At 39.8% G+C, this 16,136-nt stretch carries 13 protein-coding genes and 1 pseudogene; 9 read left to right on the top strand and 5 right to left on the bottom strand.

Annotation, left to right across the window (positions count from 1 at the left end; genetic code table 11):
- Positions 1-103 precede the first annotated feature (103 nt).
- The 3 genes from lpxC to purC all read right to left on the bottom strand — a co-directional run bounded on the left by lpxC (position 104) and on the right by purC (position 4,208).
- Positions 104-952, bottom strand: a complete 849-nt coding sequence (gene lpxC / locus IQ226_RS12265) for a UDP-3-O-acyl-N-acetylglucosamine deacetylase (RefSeq protein ID WP_193895735.1) — start codon at positions 950-952, stop codon at positions 104-106.
- A gap of 166 nt (positions 953-1,118) precedes the next feature.
- Complete coding sequence (locus IQ226_RS12270) at positions 1,119-3,413, bottom strand: BamA/TamA family outer membrane protein (RefSeq protein WP_193895737.1); 2,295 nt, start codon at positions 3,411-3,413, stop codon at positions 1,119-1,121.
- Between the two features lie 51 nt (positions 3,414-3,464).
- The gene (gene purC / locus IQ226_RS12275) at positions 3,465-4,208 is read right to left on the bottom strand and encodes a phosphoribosylaminoimidazolesuccinocarboxamide synthase (protein WP_193895739.1); all 744 of its coding nucleotides are present in this window, start codon (positions 4,206-4,208) and stop codon (positions 3,465-3,467) included.
- Between the two features lie 267 nt (positions 4,209-4,475).
- Here purC and metH point away from each other — a divergent pair, with 267 nt between their 5' ends.
- From metH to IQ226_RS25105, 6 genes and pseudogenes are all read left to right on the top strand, one after another.
- The gene (metH, locus tag IQ226_RS12280; protein WP_193895741.1) at positions 4,476-8,018 is read left to right on the top strand and encodes a methionine synthase; all 3,543 of its coding nucleotides are present in this window, start codon (positions 4,476-4,478) and stop codon (positions 8,016-8,018) included.
- A 65-nt stretch (positions 8,019-8,083) separates the two neighbouring features.
- Positions 8,084-8,407 (top strand): annotated as a pseudogene (locus IQ226_RS12285) (non-canonical purine NTP pyrophosphatase); the annotation flags it as partial.
- A gap of 45 nt (positions 8,408-8,452) precedes the next feature.
- Positions 8,453-8,707: a hypothetical protein gene (locus IQ226_RS12290; protein WP_193895743.1), complete on the top strand. Its 255-nt coding sequence runs from the start codon at positions 8,453-8,455 to the stop codon at positions 8,705-8,707.
- 85 nt (positions 8,708-8,792) lie between these two features.
- A complete protein-coding gene (locus IQ226_RS12295) occupies positions 8,793-9,071 on the top strand; it encodes a UPF0175 family protein (RefSeq protein WP_168501767.1) in 279 nt (92 codons plus the stop codon).
- Complete coding sequence (locus IQ226_RS12300) at positions 9,068-9,553, top strand: DUF3368 domain-containing protein (RefSeq protein WP_193895745.1); 486 nt, start codon at positions 9,068-9,070, stop codon at positions 9,551-9,553. Before IQ226_RS12295 ends, IQ226_RS12300 begins: the two co-directional genes overlap by 4 nt.
- A 109-nt stretch (positions 9,554-9,662) precedes the next feature.
- The gene (locus IQ226_RS25105; protein WP_228039394.1) at positions 9,663-10,553 is read left to right on the top strand and encodes a pentapeptide repeat-containing protein; all 891 of its coding nucleotides are present in this window, start codon (positions 9,663-9,665) and stop codon (positions 10,551-10,553) included.
- Between the two features lie 97 nt (positions 10,554-10,650).
- On the opposite strand, the gene IQ226_RS12315 is transcribed toward IQ226_RS25105, so the two are convergent.
- A complete protein-coding gene (locus IQ226_RS12315) occupies positions 10,651-10,971 on the bottom strand; it encodes a DUF433 domain-containing protein (RefSeq protein WP_193895747.1) in 321 nt (106 codons plus the stop codon).
- A 114-nt stretch (positions 10,972-11,085) separates the two neighbouring features.
- On the opposite strand from IQ226_RS12315, the gene IQ226_RS12320 reads away from it, so the two are divergent.
- Both IQ226_RS12320 and IQ226_RS12325 read left to right on the top strand, forming a co-directional pair.
- On the top strand, positions 11,086-11,826 hold the full coding sequence (locus tag IQ226_RS12320; RefSeq protein ID WP_228039395.1) for an Rpn family recombination-promoting nuclease/putative transposase: 741 nt from the start codon (positions 11,086-11,088) through the stop codon (positions 11,824-11,826).
- A gap of 10 nt (positions 11,827-11,836) precedes the next feature.
- Positions 11,837-12,640 carry a DUF4058 family protein gene (locus tag IQ226_RS12325; RefSeq protein ID WP_193895749.1) on the top strand — a complete coding sequence of 268 codons (804 nt, stop codon included), beginning with the start codon at positions 11,837-11,839 and terminating at the stop codon, positions 12,638-12,640.
- Positions 12,641-12,822: 182 nt separating this feature from the next.
- Here IQ226_RS12325 and IQ226_RS12330 read toward each other — a convergent pair whose 3' ends face one another.
- A complete protein-coding gene (locus IQ226_RS12330) occupies positions 12,823-15,339 on the bottom strand; it encodes a DNA topoisomerase (ATP-hydrolyzing) subunit A (protein WP_193895751.1) in 2,517 nt (838 codons plus the stop codon).
- Between the two features lie 325 nt (positions 15,340-15,664).
- Here IQ226_RS12330 and IQ226_RS12335 point away from each other — a divergent pair, with 325 nt between their 5' ends.
- Positions 15,665-16,063, top strand: coding sequence for a response regulator (locus IQ226_RS12335; RefSeq protein ID WP_193895753.1), 399 nt, complete (start codon positions 15,665-15,667; stop codon positions 16,061-16,063).
- Positions 16,064-16,136 lie beyond the last annotated feature (73 nt).

The following is a 16,136-nucleotide window of genomic DNA, read 5'->3' on the forward strand; positions in this document are numbered from 1 at the left end:
AGGGAACAGAGAACAATAAATAGAAATAAAAGTATAAATACTATCTTACTTTTTGATTACTGTTTCTCTCTTGCTCTCGGAAACTGCCATCAATTCAGGCATTTTAGAATAACTCTAAAATTTTTCTAGCTAGTTGAATGTGTAAATTATGACTAGCTTTATACGCCAGAAAATGAGCAACAGGGAAAGTTCCCAGTAAACTTAGATCTCCTACTAGATCCAAAATTTTATGACGGACTGGTTCATTTGCAAATCGTAATGGGGGATTTAGCCAACCTTGAACCCCGCAAACCAGAGCATTATCCAAACTCCCACCCTTAATTAATCCCGACTTTTGCAGATATTCAATTTGATCCTGTAACCCAAAAGTCCGTGCCGGCGCAATTTCTACCGCAAAATCCGCCGCAGACTTTTCCAAACAGGACATTAATAACCAACTGTGCCATTGATTACCAATTGCCGCCAAATTAAAATCTATCCCATAGCTAAATCGAGTTGCCGGTGCAGGTAGAGCGCAAACAAAAGCATCACCCTCATAAATCCAAATCGGTTCAGTAATTACAACAGGTGCGGGTAAATTATGCGCCATTTGGGCTACTATTCCCACCTCAGCAATTCTTTCACACCAAATCCGCGCCGAACCATCTAAAAGTGGCACTTCCGGTCCATCAATTTCAATTCTGGCATTATCCACCCCCATAGCCGCCAAAGCTGCCAGCAAATGCTCCACAGTGCGGACACAGACCTCATCCTTACCCAACTGAGTAGAAAGCACAGTCTTACTCACAGCCGCAACCTGGGCAGGAATCATAGGTGAATTTGGTAAATCTACCCGCACAAAAAAGCGGTTACTTCCCGGTAGCGCAGGTAATATTCGCACCTGAGTATGAACACCACTATGCAAACCCGCACCAGTCTCAATAATTTCCCCACCTAACGTATATTGTTCCATCCCCCAACAATCCCCATATTGTAGTTACTATTGCTTATTATTAAGGCACAGGAGTCAGAAGGTAGGGGCGCAGGCCCTGCGCCCAAAAAAGATTCAGGAGTCAAGAGTAAAATTCTTAGCCACCGACCACCGACAACTGACAACCGACAACTGACAACTGACCAATTTAAAATCTTTCTCCAATCCCAAAATTGATCCGACTATCACCTTCATCAGTGACACCATAATCTACACGAATTGGTCCAAGTGGAGATTGTACCCGCAATCCCACACCATAGCCATAGCCATTACCATTTTTCTTTAACAATTGTGCAGATTGGGTACTACTTCCCAAATCACTACCATAATCAAAAAATAGTGCGCCACTGACCACAGAGAACACAGGGAAGCGATATTCAACCGCAGCTTGGATATACTTACTACCCGTACCTAATCTACCTTCGTCATAACCCCGAACCGAGTTACTACCACCCAGAGTAAAGGCTTCATAGGGAGGCACATCCCCAAATATAGTTCCGCCTTGGAGGTTAAATGCTAAAGTTTGCGGTTTTTTGCTAAAGCTAATCAGTTTAATCGGTAGATACTGACTATAGTTACCCCGTAGCCTAGTCATAAAGATACTACCTGAACCTATAGGTACAGATTGATCAACTCCAAAGCTGAGGAAAGAACCTTTTGTAGGTTGTAAGGCATTGTTGCGGAGATCCCTTTGTGCGCCCAGCTTTAATAGTAATAAATCATCTTCCCCAGAAGACGAAAGGGTGAGGGGAATTCTATCACTGATGATATTACCATTATCATTAAATATTGCCCCTTCCTTCCTCAAATTGCCGTCAGCATCACGACCAGAAACCCGTTGATACTGTAGTCCCGCAGAAGCCAGCCACTCGGAATTTTTGAAAGGATTGGTAGACAGGGGACGAGTAAAGGTAACACCACCACCTAAGCGAGTAATCCGGGGGCGATCTTGTTGACCTGTATCCGTAATATTATCAGGATTAAAGGTTTCAATGTTGTTATCTTTACCTTCAAAAATCAAAGAAATGGAGCGACGACGGAAAATATTCGTTGTATATGAGGTTCGATAAGGATCACCAGCAATCCAAGGATCAGTAAAGCGAAGGTCAAAAAGTAGTTCCCGTTCTCCTAACTGTACCTCTGTCCCTAATTTTTGGTTTCTTCCTCCCAGGTTTTGCTGCTGATAGCTAACAGTTCCAAATAAACCACTAGCGGAACTGATACCCGCCCCGGCAGCAATAGAACCGCTGGTACGTTCAATCACATTAACTAGGACATTTACTTTGCTGGGGTCAGTACCAGGGGCAAGGGATATAGGTTCAGTATCAGGCGGTTCAAACAATCCTAATCCATATACCCGTGCTAAATCTCTTTGCACTGTATTGCGATTGAATACCGTTCCTGACTTTAATTCTAATTCTCGCGTCACAATATAATCCTTTGTCCGTCCCTGAATTGGGTTGCCTTTGTCGTCTATGTCCTCACCATCTTTGTTACGGAATCGGACCTTCACGCTTTCTACAACCCCTTCTGCGACCTGGAGGGTAACGACTCCATTGTCTGAGACTTTGGGTGCGCCAATTAAGTTGGCTAGTACATAACCTTGATCTTGATAACGCTTGGTTAATTGCTTGATGCCTTCGCTTAGTTCCCGCAAGTTAAGAATTTTGCCATACTGATTACTAAATATTTCGTTGGCTGTCCCAGGAGGAAGGACAGAGACTACACCCGTGCCAGGATTTGCTTCTAATTCTACTTTCGAGAGGATGGGATTGGGGGTAACAATAAAACTGACTCGCACACCCAGAGGGGTATCTTCTGGAAATGCTTGGACGTTGGAGAAAAACCCAGTTCTAAAAATCGCATTAATATCTTCTTGAAGTTGGGAACGGGTTGTTGTTTGTCCGGCTTGGGTACGAATGACTTTATAAACTTCGGTTTCTAGTTCCGAGGTGATTTGTCCTGTTTCTGATTTAATTGCTACCTCGGACACCAAAACGCGGGCTTCCGTTGCTTCTGGCTTGGTTGTGGGTGCTGCTGTGGGAAGATTTGGTTTTTCTGGAGTGGATTCAGCCGTAGAAGGTTTAGTAGTCGCTGGTTGGGGGACTTGTGTGGTAATGGGAACTATTGTGGTTTTGGGGACAATAACAGATGCTTTGTCTACTACTGCTAAATTGGGCCTGATCACTTTGACAATGGGAGAAAATTGCTTAGATTCTTTTTCTCCAACTATTGGCAATGCTAGGGCATGGGATGTCAGATTTTCACTAGTATCATTTTTAATGGGATGCTGTTTTTCTGACTGGTTTGTTTCTATTGTCGAAACTTCTGTCGTCTGTGGGTGACTATCAGGAGTTTGGGCATTTGCTTTGACAGAAATTGCTAAAGGGAATGTAATGGCTATGGTAACCATTAATCCGGGTGTTAAATGTTTTTTAATCATATTTCTCTTCACTACCACACACCATTATTTGTTAATCATTGGAAAAAATATTTACTCAGCTTTGTAGCTTTCTACCACTTTTAATACTCTCTGTAAAACCTCCTGATAGGCATTTTCTACGTTTCCTAAGTCACGACGAAAACGGTCTTTATCCATAACCCGACGGTTAGTATCGGTTTCGGCTATGTCCCATAGACGACAGGTATCGGGACTAATTTCGTCAGCTAATAATACTTGCTGTTGGGAGTCTACGCCAAATTCAAGTTTAAAGTCCACTAAGGTAATTTGACACTTTTCCCAAAACTGCTGGAGAAATTCGTTGATTTTCAAGGCAAGATGGGTAATTTGAGCAACTTGTTCCGGTGTGGCTAATCCTAGAAGAAATAGGCGATCGCTTGTCAGTAAAGGATCACCTAGACTATCATCTTTATAATAGAATTCCACCAGGGGTCGTGATAACACAGTCCCCAGCCCTAACCCAGTTTGCTGACACAGGCTACCAGCCGCAATATTTCTGACCACCACTTCTAAGGGGATAATTTTTACAGCCTTAACTCTCATCAAATTCGGGGCTGGACTATCAATAAAATGAGTTTTAATCCCCTGCATTGCCAATTGTTGGAACAGTTGACTAGAAATACTACAGTTAATCATGCCTTTGTTTTGAATGCTGCCGCGTTTTTGAGCGTTAAAGGCTGTAGCATCATCCTTAAAATCAGCCAACAAAATCTCTGGATCATCTGTGGCGTAAAGAATTTTAGCTTTGCCTTCGTAAAGTTTAGAATTAACAGACATGGTAGTAGATACTGTTTTCGGTAATGGACTGCTGAAATCTGAAAGTTTCACTATTTTAAGTAGGGAACAAGGGACAGGGGACAGGGAACAGGGGACAGGGAACAGGGGACAGGTAATTGGTAAATAACTTTCTTCCTTCTGACTCGGTGACTCGGTGACTCGGTGACTCCTGACTCGGTGACTCCTGACTCGGTGACTCCTGACTCGGTAACTCCTGCTGTAAATTAAGTCTAGTATTACAAAAATAACTCTATTCTTTCACACAATATGACCCATCCTTTTCTTAAACACCTCTATAGTCCAGAACGTCCCGTAATCGTCTTTGACGGCGCAATGGGAACCAACCTGCAAACCCAAAACCTCACCGCCGAAGATTTTGGCGGACCACAATATGAAGGCTGTAACGAGTATTTAGTCCACAGCAAACCTGAAGCCGTCGCCAAAGTTCACCGTGATTTCCTCGCCGCTGGTGCTGATGTCATTGAAACTGATACCTTTGGCTCTATGTCCATCGTTCTCGCAGAATACGACTTAGCAGACCAAGCTTACTATCTCACGAAAAAAGCCGCCGAACTTGCCAAAAGTGTAGCTGCGGAATTTTCCACTCCCGAAAAACCCCGATTTGTGGCTGGTTCTATAGGTCCAACCACCAAACTCCCCACCTTGGGACATATTGACTTTGATACCATGAAAGCCTCTTTTGCGGAACAAGCAGAAGCCTTATTTGATGGTGGTGTGGATTTATTTCTCGTCGAGACCTGCCAAGACGTACTGCAAATTAAAGCCGCATTAAATGGAATTGAGGAAGTTTTTGCCAAAAAAGGCGAAAGACGCGCCTTAATGGTGTCTGTAACTATGGAAAGCATGGGAACAATGCTGGTAGGGACAGAAATCAACGCCGTAGTTACCATTCTCGAATCTTATCCCATTGATATTCTTGGCTTAAATTGCGCCACTGGTCCCGACTTGATGAAACCACACATCAAGTATTTATCAGAACATTCTCCATTCGTAGTTTCCTGTATTCCCAACGCGGGTTTACCGGAAAATATTGGCGGTCAAGCACATTACAGACTTACGCCCGTAGAATTACGGATGGCGTTAATGCACTTCGTTGAAGATTTAGGTGTCCAAGTGATTGGGGGTTGCTGTGGGACACGACCAGCACATATTCAACAATTGGCGGAAATTGCTAAAGAGTTAAAACCAAAAGTTAGACAACCAAGTTTAGAACCATCCGCCGCATCAATTTATACGACTCAACCATACACCCAAGAAAATTCTTTCTTGATTGTCGGTGAACGTCTCAACGCCAGCGGTTCTAAAAAATGCCGTGACTTGCTCAACGCTGAAGACTGGGATGGTTTAGTCTCAATGGCACGGAGTCAGGTCAAAGAAGGCGCACATATCCTAGATGTTAACGTTGATTATGTGGGACGTGACGGCGTACGTGATATGTACGAGTTAGTTTCTCGCATTGTCAATAATGTGACATTACCATTAATGCTCGATTCCACCGAATGGGAAAAAATGGAAGCAGGGTTAAAGGTAGCTGGAGGTAAGTGTTTACTCAATTCCACCAACTACGAAGACGGCGAACCACGATTTTTGAAAGTCCTAGAATTAGCCAAAAAGTATGGTGCAGGTGTCATTATTGGCACAATTGATGAAGATGGTATGGCGCGGACAGCAGAGAAAAAGTTTCAAATTGCCCAACGTGCTTACCGTCAAGCCGTAGAATATGGGATTGCGCCGACAGAAATATTCTTTGATACATTAGCTCTCCCCATTTCTACAGGGATTGAAGAAGATCGAGAAAATGGCAAAGCCACCATAGAATCCATTCGCCGCATTCGCCAAGAACTGCCCGGATGTCATGTGATGTTGGGCGTTTCCAATATCTCCTTTGGCTTAAATCCCGCCTCACGCATAGTCTTAAACTCCATGTTTTTGCATGAAGCCATGCAGGCGGGCATGGATGCAGCAATTGTCAGCGCGAGTAAAATTTTACCACTTTCAAAAATCGAACCTCAACATCAAGAAGTTTGCCGACAATTAATTTACGATGAACGTAAATTTGATGGTAATGTCTGCGTTTATGATCCCTTGGGAGAATTAACCACAATTTTTGCCGGAGTCAAAACCAAACGGAACACGGGAATTGATGCCACTTTACCAATTGAAGAACGTTTGAAACGGCATATTATTGACGGTGAACGCATTGGTTTAGAAACCCAATTGACAAAAGCTTTAGAACAATATCCTCCCTTACAAATCATCAATACTTTCTTATTAGACGGAATGAAAGTTGTCGGTGAATTGTTCGGTTCTGGACAAATGCAATTACCTTTTGTTTTACAATCTGCCGAAACCATGAAAGCTGCGGTTGCTTATTTAGAACCGTTCATGGAAAAGTCGGAATCTGGCAATAATGCCAAAGGAACTTTTGTGATTGCTACTGTCAAAGGTGACGTTCACGATATTGGTAAAAACCTTGTAGATATCATTTTATCTAATAACGGTTACAAGGTAATTAACCTGGGAATTAAGCAATCAGTCGAAAACATCATTCAAGCTTACGAACAGTATCAACCTGATTGTATTGCTATGAGTGGATTGTTAGTAAAATCTACCGCTTTCATGAAAGAGAATTTACAAACTTTCAATGAAAAAGGAATTACTGTGCCAGTAATTTTAGGTGGTGCAGCTTTAACTCCTAAATTTGTAAATCAAGATTGCCAAGGAACTTATAAAGGTAAAGTTGTTTATGGCAAAGATGCCTTTTCTGATTTGCATTTTATGGATAAGTTAATGCCTGCAAAAACAGCAGGTAATTGGGATAATTTACAGGGATTTTTGGATGAATTTGTAGAAAATGGACATCAATCTGTTGAGGAAAATAGCAGGCAAGGTTCCCACCCCACAATAGATAATTCTGATCTTAAAAAAGAGGTTGATACTCGGCGTTCTGAGGCTGTGGCTGTAGATATTGAACGTCCGCAACCACCTTTTTGGGGAACGCAGTTTTTACAACCTGATGATATTTCTTTGGAGGAATTATTCTGGTATTTGGATTTACAAGCTTTGGTAGCTGGACAATGGCAATTCCGTAAACCCAAGGAACAATCTAAGGAAGAATATCAAGCATTTTTAGCTGATAAGGTTTACCCAGTTTTAGAAGAGTGGAAACAGCGAATTATTGAGGAGAATTTATTACATCCTCAAGTAATTTATGGCTATTTTCCTTGTCAATCGGAGGGGAATAGTTTATTGATTTATGAAACGAACCACAGAGGCGCAGAGGACGCAGAGGTAAGAGCTAGTTTTGAGTTTCCGCGTCAGAGGTCTTTTCATAGGTTATGTATTGCGGATTTTTTTGCACCGAAGGAGTCGGGAATTATTGATGTTTTCCCTATGCAAGCGGTGACTGTGGGGGAAGTTGCAACGGAGTTCGGACAAAAGCTATTTGCCGATAATAAATACACTGACTATCTGTATTTTCACGGTATGGCTGTCCAGGTTGCTGAAGCTTTGGCAGAATGGACTCACGCCAGAATCCGCCGGGAGTTAGGTTTTGGTGATTCTGAACCGGACAATATTCGGGATATGTTAGCACAGCGCTATCAAGGTTCTCGGTATAGTTTCGGCTATCCAGCTTGTCCGAATATCCAAGATCAGTATAAGCAGTTAGAGTTGTTGGGAGTTGATAGGATGAAGATGCACATGGATGAAAGTGAGCAATTGTATCCTGAACAGTCGACAACGGCGATTATTACTTATCACTCTGCGGCGAAGTATTTCACGGCTTAATTGTACTTTCTTACCCCCTTTGTCATGAGATAGAGGGGGGATTTAATTTAATATTAATAGTGGGTTATGGGAACACAGATACAGAACGGATTGAGAGGTTATTGAGAGAATTAGGCGATCAGGAAAATCGCCAAGCTCAATTTGTGTGTGCGATCGCAGTTGCAAATCCTCAAGGAGAAATAGTAATTCAATCTGAGGGTATTTGTCACGGTGAAATTTTGTTTGCACCTTCTGGAGATGGTGGTTTTGGTTATGATCCGGTTTTTTATGTCCCGGAGAAACAATTGACTTTTGCCCAAATGACGACGGATTTAAAAAAATCAATTAGTCATCGTGGTAATGCTTTAAAAGCTTTAGTTCCCCGATTAAAAGCTCTAGATATACTATAATATATAGTGTTATTTTGTTTCGAGAAGTAAGTAAATGAGGTAATTATGGAACAAACAATTACTATTACTTTCACACCAGAAGGAAACCTAGAACTTCCTCCAGAAATTCGAGAACAATTTGTTAATGGTGAAAAATATTCAGTTACCATGACTGAAGATGGTATTTTTTTTAAAAAAGCTCCCAAATTTGATTGGAATGAATTAAGGAAAAGAAGAGAAGCAGTAAATGATCCTCATCCTTTAACAACAGAAGAGATTTGTGAAATTGTGCGAGAAGTTCGCAGAGGAAATACCCAATAATGAAAGTTGTTTTAGAAATGATATTATATATAGTATCAAGTTTTTTGAGAATGAGAACTACTTACAAATAGAAAATTGTGATCTTATGACTAAAGTAGAATTTACTCTTCCCATTGATAGCATCACAGATACTATCAGACAAGAAGCAGAAAATAAAGCCAAACAAGCTTATATTATGACACTTCTTCAATATGGAGAAATTAGCAGTGGTAAAGCTAGTCAATTATTAGGAATATCTCGATTAGATGTTATAGATTTAATGTCTAAATATGAAATATCTCTGTTTGATGATAGTATGAGTTTAGAGGAATTTCAAGCAGAAGTAAATCAGGCAAAAATGAAGTTACAAGCCAATAATTTATGATTATTGTTTCCGATACAACCCCATTAAGTGAACTTTCTAAAGTTGGTAAATTAGATTTACTTCATGCTGTATTTGGAAAAGTAATAATTCCTCAACAAGTATATGAAGAATTGACTACAGGTAATCATCCCGCCGTTTTAGCTGTAAAATCAACTTCATGGCTAGAAGTTCGTTTTATAAGTAATATTCAACTGATTGAACAATTGCAATTAGAAACAGATTTAGATTTAGGAGAATGTTCTGCAATTATTTTGGCAGAAGAATTAAAAGCAGGTCAACTTTTAATTGATGAAAAAGCTGGTAGAAAAGTTGCTATTAGTAGAGGTTTGCCAATTATTGGTTTAGTTGGAGTAATTATTTTAGCAAAAGACCAAGGATTGATTGATAATGTCAAAGATATTTTAGATGATTTAAGGAGTAAAGGAACAAGAATCAGTCCTAAAATTTATAATTATGCTCTAATTACAGCAAGAGAAATTTAAAATCCACTAAATTGATTTTTTAGCGGTAAATTTTAACGAGCTTAGTTTTATCTTCATGAAATTAGGTTAAAATCCAAATATTGGCAATTTTAGGTATAAAAACTAGATTATGGCAAATCCAGAGCATTTAGTAATACTGAAGAGAGGGGTAGAGGTTTGGAATAAGTGGAGAGACGAAAATTCAGATATAATACCCGATCTGAGTGTGGCTAATTTGAAAGATGCTGTTCTGAAAGAGGCTAACTTAAATGGAGTTGTACTATTTTTATCTGACCTGAGCGGGGCTTACCTATTTTTTGCTATACTGAGAGATACTGACCTGTTTGAAAGTAACTTGAGAGAGGCTAACTTGTTGCAATCTCAGGTAATCCATGCAAATTTTCACAGTGCAATATTGACAGGTGCTTGTATAGAAGATTGGCTAATTAACAATACAACAAACTTAGATGGCGTAATTTGTGAATATATTTATCTTGATGTGAATAAAACAGAAAGACGACCTATAAACTGTAATTTTGCGCCTGGAGAATTTGCCAGTTTATATAAAAAGATTATAGAAAATACAGATTTAATTATAAGCAAAACTCTTGAAAAAGATAATAATATCAATAACCAAGGAGTTCAATTTTATTCAGACTCAATAATTCACACTTGGGAAAATCTACGCTTTCGCTCAAAAACAGAAATCAAAATTGCTGAAGCATTAGACAGAACTGGAGTTTTATTTGTACCCAACTCCTTAGCACGACTCAACACATCCAAAGGTAGAGAAAATAAAGAAGCTGATTTTCTCATTTGTTATAACGGTAAATGGGGAGTGTTGGAAGTTGATGGACCCTTTCACACCGCAGAACGCAGAGTTGAAGAACAAGAAAGAGAACGCATTTTCAAGAAAAATGGTATCAAAGTTGTAGAAAGATTTGATTCTGAAAGATGTTATAACAATCCTGATGAAGTAGTCCAGGAATTTTTCAAAATGATAGAAATTGGATATTCTTAAAATCAAGCATAAAGAAGATCCCCGACTTCTTTTTTAATCTGCCGCAATTGTCGCACAATCGCTAGAGGAAAATTCTCATCAGCATACAGTCTGACCATTAATTATCCTCATTTTGAGTAACAATAACCAGATCAATTTCTGAAGTATGCTGTTGATAATATTCCCAAGCTGCTATCAAATCTTCAGGTGTGAGACTGGGATAATTTTCTAATAATTCTCTATCATTTGCTCCCTGCTGACGTAACGAAACCAAAACCCATACGGGAATGCGGGTATTACGAATACAAGCATGACCACCACAAACTCCGGGTGTTTTCTGCACTGCTTTGAGTTGAAGACGACTTTCTAAAAGTTTTCTTTCTTCTGGGGAAAGTGCCTCAATTACTTGCACAAGGGAATCAACCAATCGCTGATTCATAGTTTAAATGTTAGTGTGTTGAAATTAATATGATATTTTGCATGGTTGTTATTGTATCATGTTTCATAGTTCCTCTTAACTCAACATTTACAAAAATATTTAATAGCAATATTCATGAAAACTGATTCTATTTTTTATCGCATTTTTCAAACCTTACCGCAATCTTTTTTTGAATTGATTAATTTACCAGCTAGTGAAGCAGATGTTTATGATTTTGCCTCTGTAGAACTAAAACAAACAGCTTTTAGAATTGATGGTGTATTTCTACCTAAAAATAATCAGCCAAAAACACCAATTTATTTTGTAGAGGTACAATTTCAAAGAGATGATGACTTTTATTCTCGCTTTTTTTCAGAGATTTTTCTTTATTTACATCTCTATGCTTCTACCAAACCCTGGCAAGCTGTGGTTTTATTTGCTAAACGTAGTATAGAACCGACGGAAATAGAACCATATCGCTATTTGCTAGAAAGTCCTTTGGTAACTCGGTTATATTTGGATGAATTGGTGGATATACAAACATCCTTGGGATTAGGTATTATTAAGTTAGTTGTGGAGAAGGAGAAAGAAGTTCCAGCTTTAGCAAGAAACCTATTATCACAAGCGAGATCAGATTTACCGGATGAAAGATTGCAAAAAAATTTGCTAGATTTAATCCAGACTATTATTTCCTACAAACTACCCCGTCTCAGTCCCCAGAAGTTAGCAAGAATGTTTAGTATTAGTGATTTAAAAAATACCAGATATTATCAAGAAGTCCGTTATGAGTCTGAGTTAAATCTGGTAATACGTCAGTTGGAACAGCACAACCTAGATAAATGCTATACTGGAATAGTAACTCTGAGAATATTGTAGTGATAAGTTTATGAGTTCACCATTTCCAGGGATGAATCCCTACTTAGAAAATCCTGATTTATGGTCAGAAGTATATCATAGATTAATTACGGCGATCGCCGATAATATAGAATCTCATCTTAGCGAAACATATCGAGTAGCTATAGAAAAACGTACTTATAGACTTGATACCGAAGATTCTTTATTAATTGGTATTCCTGATGTGGCAATTTTATCAGTTAAACAAGAACAAAAATCAAATGTTAGTAAAACTGCAATAGCAACTTTACCCACAGAAACAGAAAATAAGGCAATTACTGTCACCTTACCATTACCTTTAGAAATTAAAGAAGGATATTTAGAAATTAGAGAAATTTCTACAGGTAAAGTAATCACTGTAATTGAGATACTTTCTCCTACTAATAAAAAAACTAAAGAAGGTAGAAGATCCTACTTGGATAAACGGGAGAAAATATTGCAAAGTGATACCAACTTAGTAGAAATTGACTTAATTAGAACTGGCGAAAAAATGCCCATTGTCACCAGAGTTTCTGACACAGATTATCGCATTTTAACTGTGAGATCCTATCGGTTTCCATCGGCTCAACTATTTGCATTTTCTGTCAAAGAAACCATACCTAATTTTTCCATACCTTTACAAAAAGGAGAAGAGGAAATAGAGTTAAACTTACAGCATTTATTGTTAGGTATTTATGAAAGGGCTAGATTTGATTTAACCTTAGATTATAATATTCCTCCTGTACCAGATTTGTTAACAGAAGATCGAGAATGGATGGATATCTTATTAAAAGAACAAGGAAGAAGAGAGTTGTAAAGTGCGTTAGTATGAAATCTCTAATAAGTTAAAGAGTAAAGAATGGATTATTTACACTTATTAGCAAGTGATTATTTATCCATAGTTGATTAATTGTCTGTAAATCGTCACAACGAATTTTAAGATTTGCAGTTAGCGATCGCCCACCTTACTCCATCATAAGCGATCGCTCTTAACAAACCCTACTCCACCTCCACCACACCAATAACCCTCTCATCCCTGTTAAGTTGACAAATACTTTCACCCTTACTATCTTTGTTGAGATTAGGAACTGCATCTACTGATACGCGAATTACTCGCTCCCTATTTGTCAATAATGCGACCTCTGAACCTGGTTTTGCGGGAACCATAGCCGCTAAATTGTCCGTTTTATTATTGAATTTTAACAGTTGTATGCCTAAATCCCCGCGATTCGCCGCCCTCAACTGATTAGCAGCCATAATTTTGCCATATCCTTCTTCAGTCACCAGCAATAATTGGTGATACTTGCTGACATTGACACAACCAACCATTTGCTGATTTTTCAAAAGGCGGAAAGCTTGTAACCCCATTGCAGCCCGACCCATAATCGGTAGTTGTTCATCATTAACGGGAAACCTGAGTAGACGACCGCTAGAACTCGCTAAAATTAGATGTTCTCCGCTGCTGAGGAATTGGGTAAACGCTAATTCATCCTTGTCTTTAAGCTTCAAAATTGTAATCCCTCGCCGTGAGAGATTCACAAATTCCGATAAAGATAGGCGTTTAATCCGTCCTTCCTTAGTTAACAAAACCATTTCCAAGGTTTCCGGTTTTTCTGGCAGCAAGAACCGGGTAATGATACCTTCCGTGTTACCTTGGGCGGTACTGGTAAGCATCGTAATCAATGGCGTTCCTCGCGCTGAACGTCCCGTAGTTAGAGGAATATCTCCCACCGTAATCGGGTAAACCTTACCACCGCTAGTGAGGATTAACAGGTCTTTGTGAGTATTAGTCAATTCAGTTTGGATCAGGAAATCATGATCCAGCAAGCCATTTTCCCCTTTTGTTCTTTTACTATTGGGGGAAATCCGCCGGATATAACCCCGTTGAGTAACTTCTAAAATGGTTTCTTCTAGAGGTTGTTCCGGTTTAGGAGTGGGGATTTTTGCTGGAGAATTTTCTTCTGCGGCTACTGCTGCTTTAGCTTTACCTTTATCTTCTGAAGCTGGTTTTTCTGTGGTGTGAACTATTTTCGTCCGGCGAGGATCATTATATTTCCGTTTGAGAGTTCGCAAATCTTTTTTCAGGGCTTTAAGTAATTCTCGTCTGTCTGCCAGTAATGTTCGTAATACGCTAATTTCCTGGTTAAGTTGGTCAAATTCCTGTTGTAAGTTTTGTTGTTCTAAACTGGTGAGACGACGTAATGGCATAGACAAAATGGCATCTGCTTGTACCTCCGTTAAATCTAGCTGGCTACAAAGTGTCATCTTGGCTGTACTGCCATCGGGGGCTTGTCGTAATATAGCAATAACGTCATCTAGATTTGCTAAAGCTTTTAACAATCCTGCCAGAATATTTACCCGATTTTCAGCTTTTCCTAATTCGTAACTGTAGCGACGGGTGAGGGTATGTTCTCGGAACTTGAGAAATTCCTGTAATAGTTGCCGTAATGTTAATTGGCGGGGTTGTCCATCAACTATGGCTAAGAGAATCGCGCCAAAGGTGGTTTGTAAAGCTGTTTGGTGATACAAATGCTGGAGTAGTTCCTGGGGATTAGTATCGCGTTTGAGTTCAATAACCACGCGCATTCCCTCCCTGTCACTCTCATCTCGAATGTCAGAAATTCCGTGTAACCGACTTTGATTGACTAAATCGGCGATTTTTTCAATCCAAGCTGCCTTATTAACTTGAAAGGGCAGTTCTGTGACTATTAATGCTGTACGGCGTTTAGTTCCCCTGGAGGCGGGAATTTCTTCCATTGTGACGATACCGCGCATGACAATACCGCCTTTGCCAGTGGTATAGGCTTCTTTAATGCCACCATGATCAACAATTTCCCCACCAGTAGGAAAGTCGGGACCAGGAATTAATTGAAATAATTTTTCATCGGTTAAATCTGGGTTGTCAATTAAGGCAATTAAGCCATCAACGATTTCTCCCAAGTTGTGGGGGGGAATATTTGTCGCCATACCGACAGCAATTCCCGCACAGCCATTCAGTAACAAAAATGGTAATTGAGCCGGGAGTACAGTTGGTTCTTGTTGAGAATTGTCGAAGTTGCCAGTAAACTCCACTGTCTCTTCGGCAATTTCCGTCAACATTCCTTCGTGTCCGACCGGTGCGAGACGGGTTTCCGTGTAACGCATGGCTGCCGGTGGGTCATTATCCACGCTACCAAAGTTACCATGTCCACCGAGTAGGGGATAACGGCTGGAAAAGTTTTGGACTAACCGAACTAAGGCATCATAAACTGATTGATCGCCGTGAGGATGATATTTACCGAGAACATCTCCCACCACACGGGCGCATTTTCGATAAGGTCGGTCTGGTGTTAAACCCAATTCGTGCATGGCATATAGGATGCGCCTATGTACTGGTTTTAATCCATCTCGAACATCTGGTAAGGCTCGCCCCACAATCACACTCATGGCATATTCTAGGTATGACCGTTGCATTTCGGTGTGCAGGGCGGTGGTGATGACCTGTCCCTTGGAGAGAAGGTTTAACTGTTTTGCCATGAGGTTTTTCCCTGAATTTTCACTACACAACAGCCGCTAGAAGATAACACGCTCTAAAATCACAGCATAACGCAAATAGAAATACTCACATAATCTTGATACTCATGACGAGAAAAAGCAGTAGTATTATTTTTGATGTGATCTATGCTTAGGAACGCAAATTTAATAACCTGCAATTCTGACTTAATCTGAAATGGTGCGTTACGCTGTCGCTAACACACCCTACTTTTTTACTTTTGCACTTTATTTAATTCACATTCCTTATGGATTATTAAAAATACAACAGATGTTGATCCGATGTTAGCCCTATTTAGTATCAAATCTCATGAAAACTGTCCTAATTGTTGAAGATGATTTAATTAATGCTCGTGTTTTTTCTAAAATACTGAGTAAACGTGGGGGGTTGGATGTAAAACATACAGAAGATGTAGAGGAGGTGATGAAAATAGCTCAATCCCATGAAATTGACCTAATTTTGATGGATGTGTCTCTATCACGTAGTGTATACCAAGGTAAGTCTGTTGATGGCATCAAAATTACACAAATGTTAAAGTCTGACCCACAAACAGCTAACTTACCAGTGATTTTAGTAACAGCACACGCAATGGAAGGCGATCGCGAGAATTTTTTGCACCAAAGTGGTGCTGATGGTTATATTTCTAAGCCTGTGGTCGATCACCAACTGTTTATTGACCAAATTATGGCTCTTTTGTCACAAGGATAGTCAGTTGTCCGTTGTCCGTTGTCCGTTGTCCGTTGCAAATAAATATCTTTCCCCCTGCTCCCCTGCCCCCTAC

Source organism: Dolichospermum sp. LEGE 00240 (assembly GCF_015207875.1).
Taxonomy (GTDB): Bacteria; Cyanobacteriota; Cyanobacteriia; order Cyanobacteriales; family Nostocaceae; genus Dolichospermum; species Dolichospermum gracile.

Excerpts from the sequence above, each read along its gene's own strand:
- IQ226_RS12300 (WP_193895745.1), top strand. The coding sequence starts at position 9,068 with ATGATTATTGTTTCCGATACAACCCCATTAAGTGAACTTTCTAAAGTT.
- IQ226_RS12335 (WP_193895753.1), top strand. The coding sequence starts at position 15,665 with ATGAAAACTGTCCTAATTGTTGAAGATGATTTAATTAATGCTCGTGTT.
- purC (WP_193895739.1), bottom strand. The coding sequence starts at position 4,208 with ATGTCTGTTAATTCTAAACTTTACGAAGGCAAAGCTAAAATTCTTTAC.
- IQ226_RS25105 (WP_228039394.1), top strand. The coding sequence starts at position 9,663 with ATGGCAAATCCAGAGCATTTAGTAATACTGAAGAGAGGGGTAGAGGTT.
- metH (WP_193895741.1), top strand. The coding sequence starts at position 4,476 with ATGACCCATCCTTTTCTTAAACACCTCTATAGTCCAGAACGTCCCGTA.
- IQ226_RS12290 (WP_193895743.1), top strand. The coding sequence starts at position 8,453 with ATGGAACAAACAATTACTATTACTTTCACACCAGAAGGAAACCTAGAA.
- IQ226_RS12270 (WP_193895737.1), bottom strand. The coding sequence starts at position 3,413 with ATGATTAAAAAACATTTAACACCCGGATTAATGGTTACCATAGCCATT.
- lpxC (WP_193895735.1), bottom strand. The coding sequence starts at position 952 with ATGGAACAATATACGTTAGGTGGGGAAATTATTGAGACTGGTGCGGGT.
- IQ226_RS12295 (WP_168501767.1), top strand. The coding sequence starts at position 8,793 with ATGACTAAAGTAGAATTTACTCTTCCCATTGATAGCATCACAGATACT.
- IQ226_RS12325 (WP_193895749.1), top strand. The coding sequence starts at position 11,837 with ATGAGTTCACCATTTCCAGGGATGAATCCCTACTTAGAAAATCCTGAT.
- IQ226_RS12315 (WP_193895747.1), bottom strand. The coding sequence starts at position 10,971 with ATGAATCAGCGATTGGTTGATTCCCTTGTGCAAGTAATTGAGGCACTT.
- IQ226_RS12330 (WP_193895751.1), bottom strand. The coding sequence starts at position 15,339 with ATGGCAAAACAGTTAAACCTTCTCTCCAAGGGACAGGTCATCACCACC.
- IQ226_RS12320 (WP_228039395.1), top strand. The coding sequence starts at position 11,086 with ATGAAAACTGATTCTATTTTTTATCGCATTTTTCAAACCTTACCGCAA.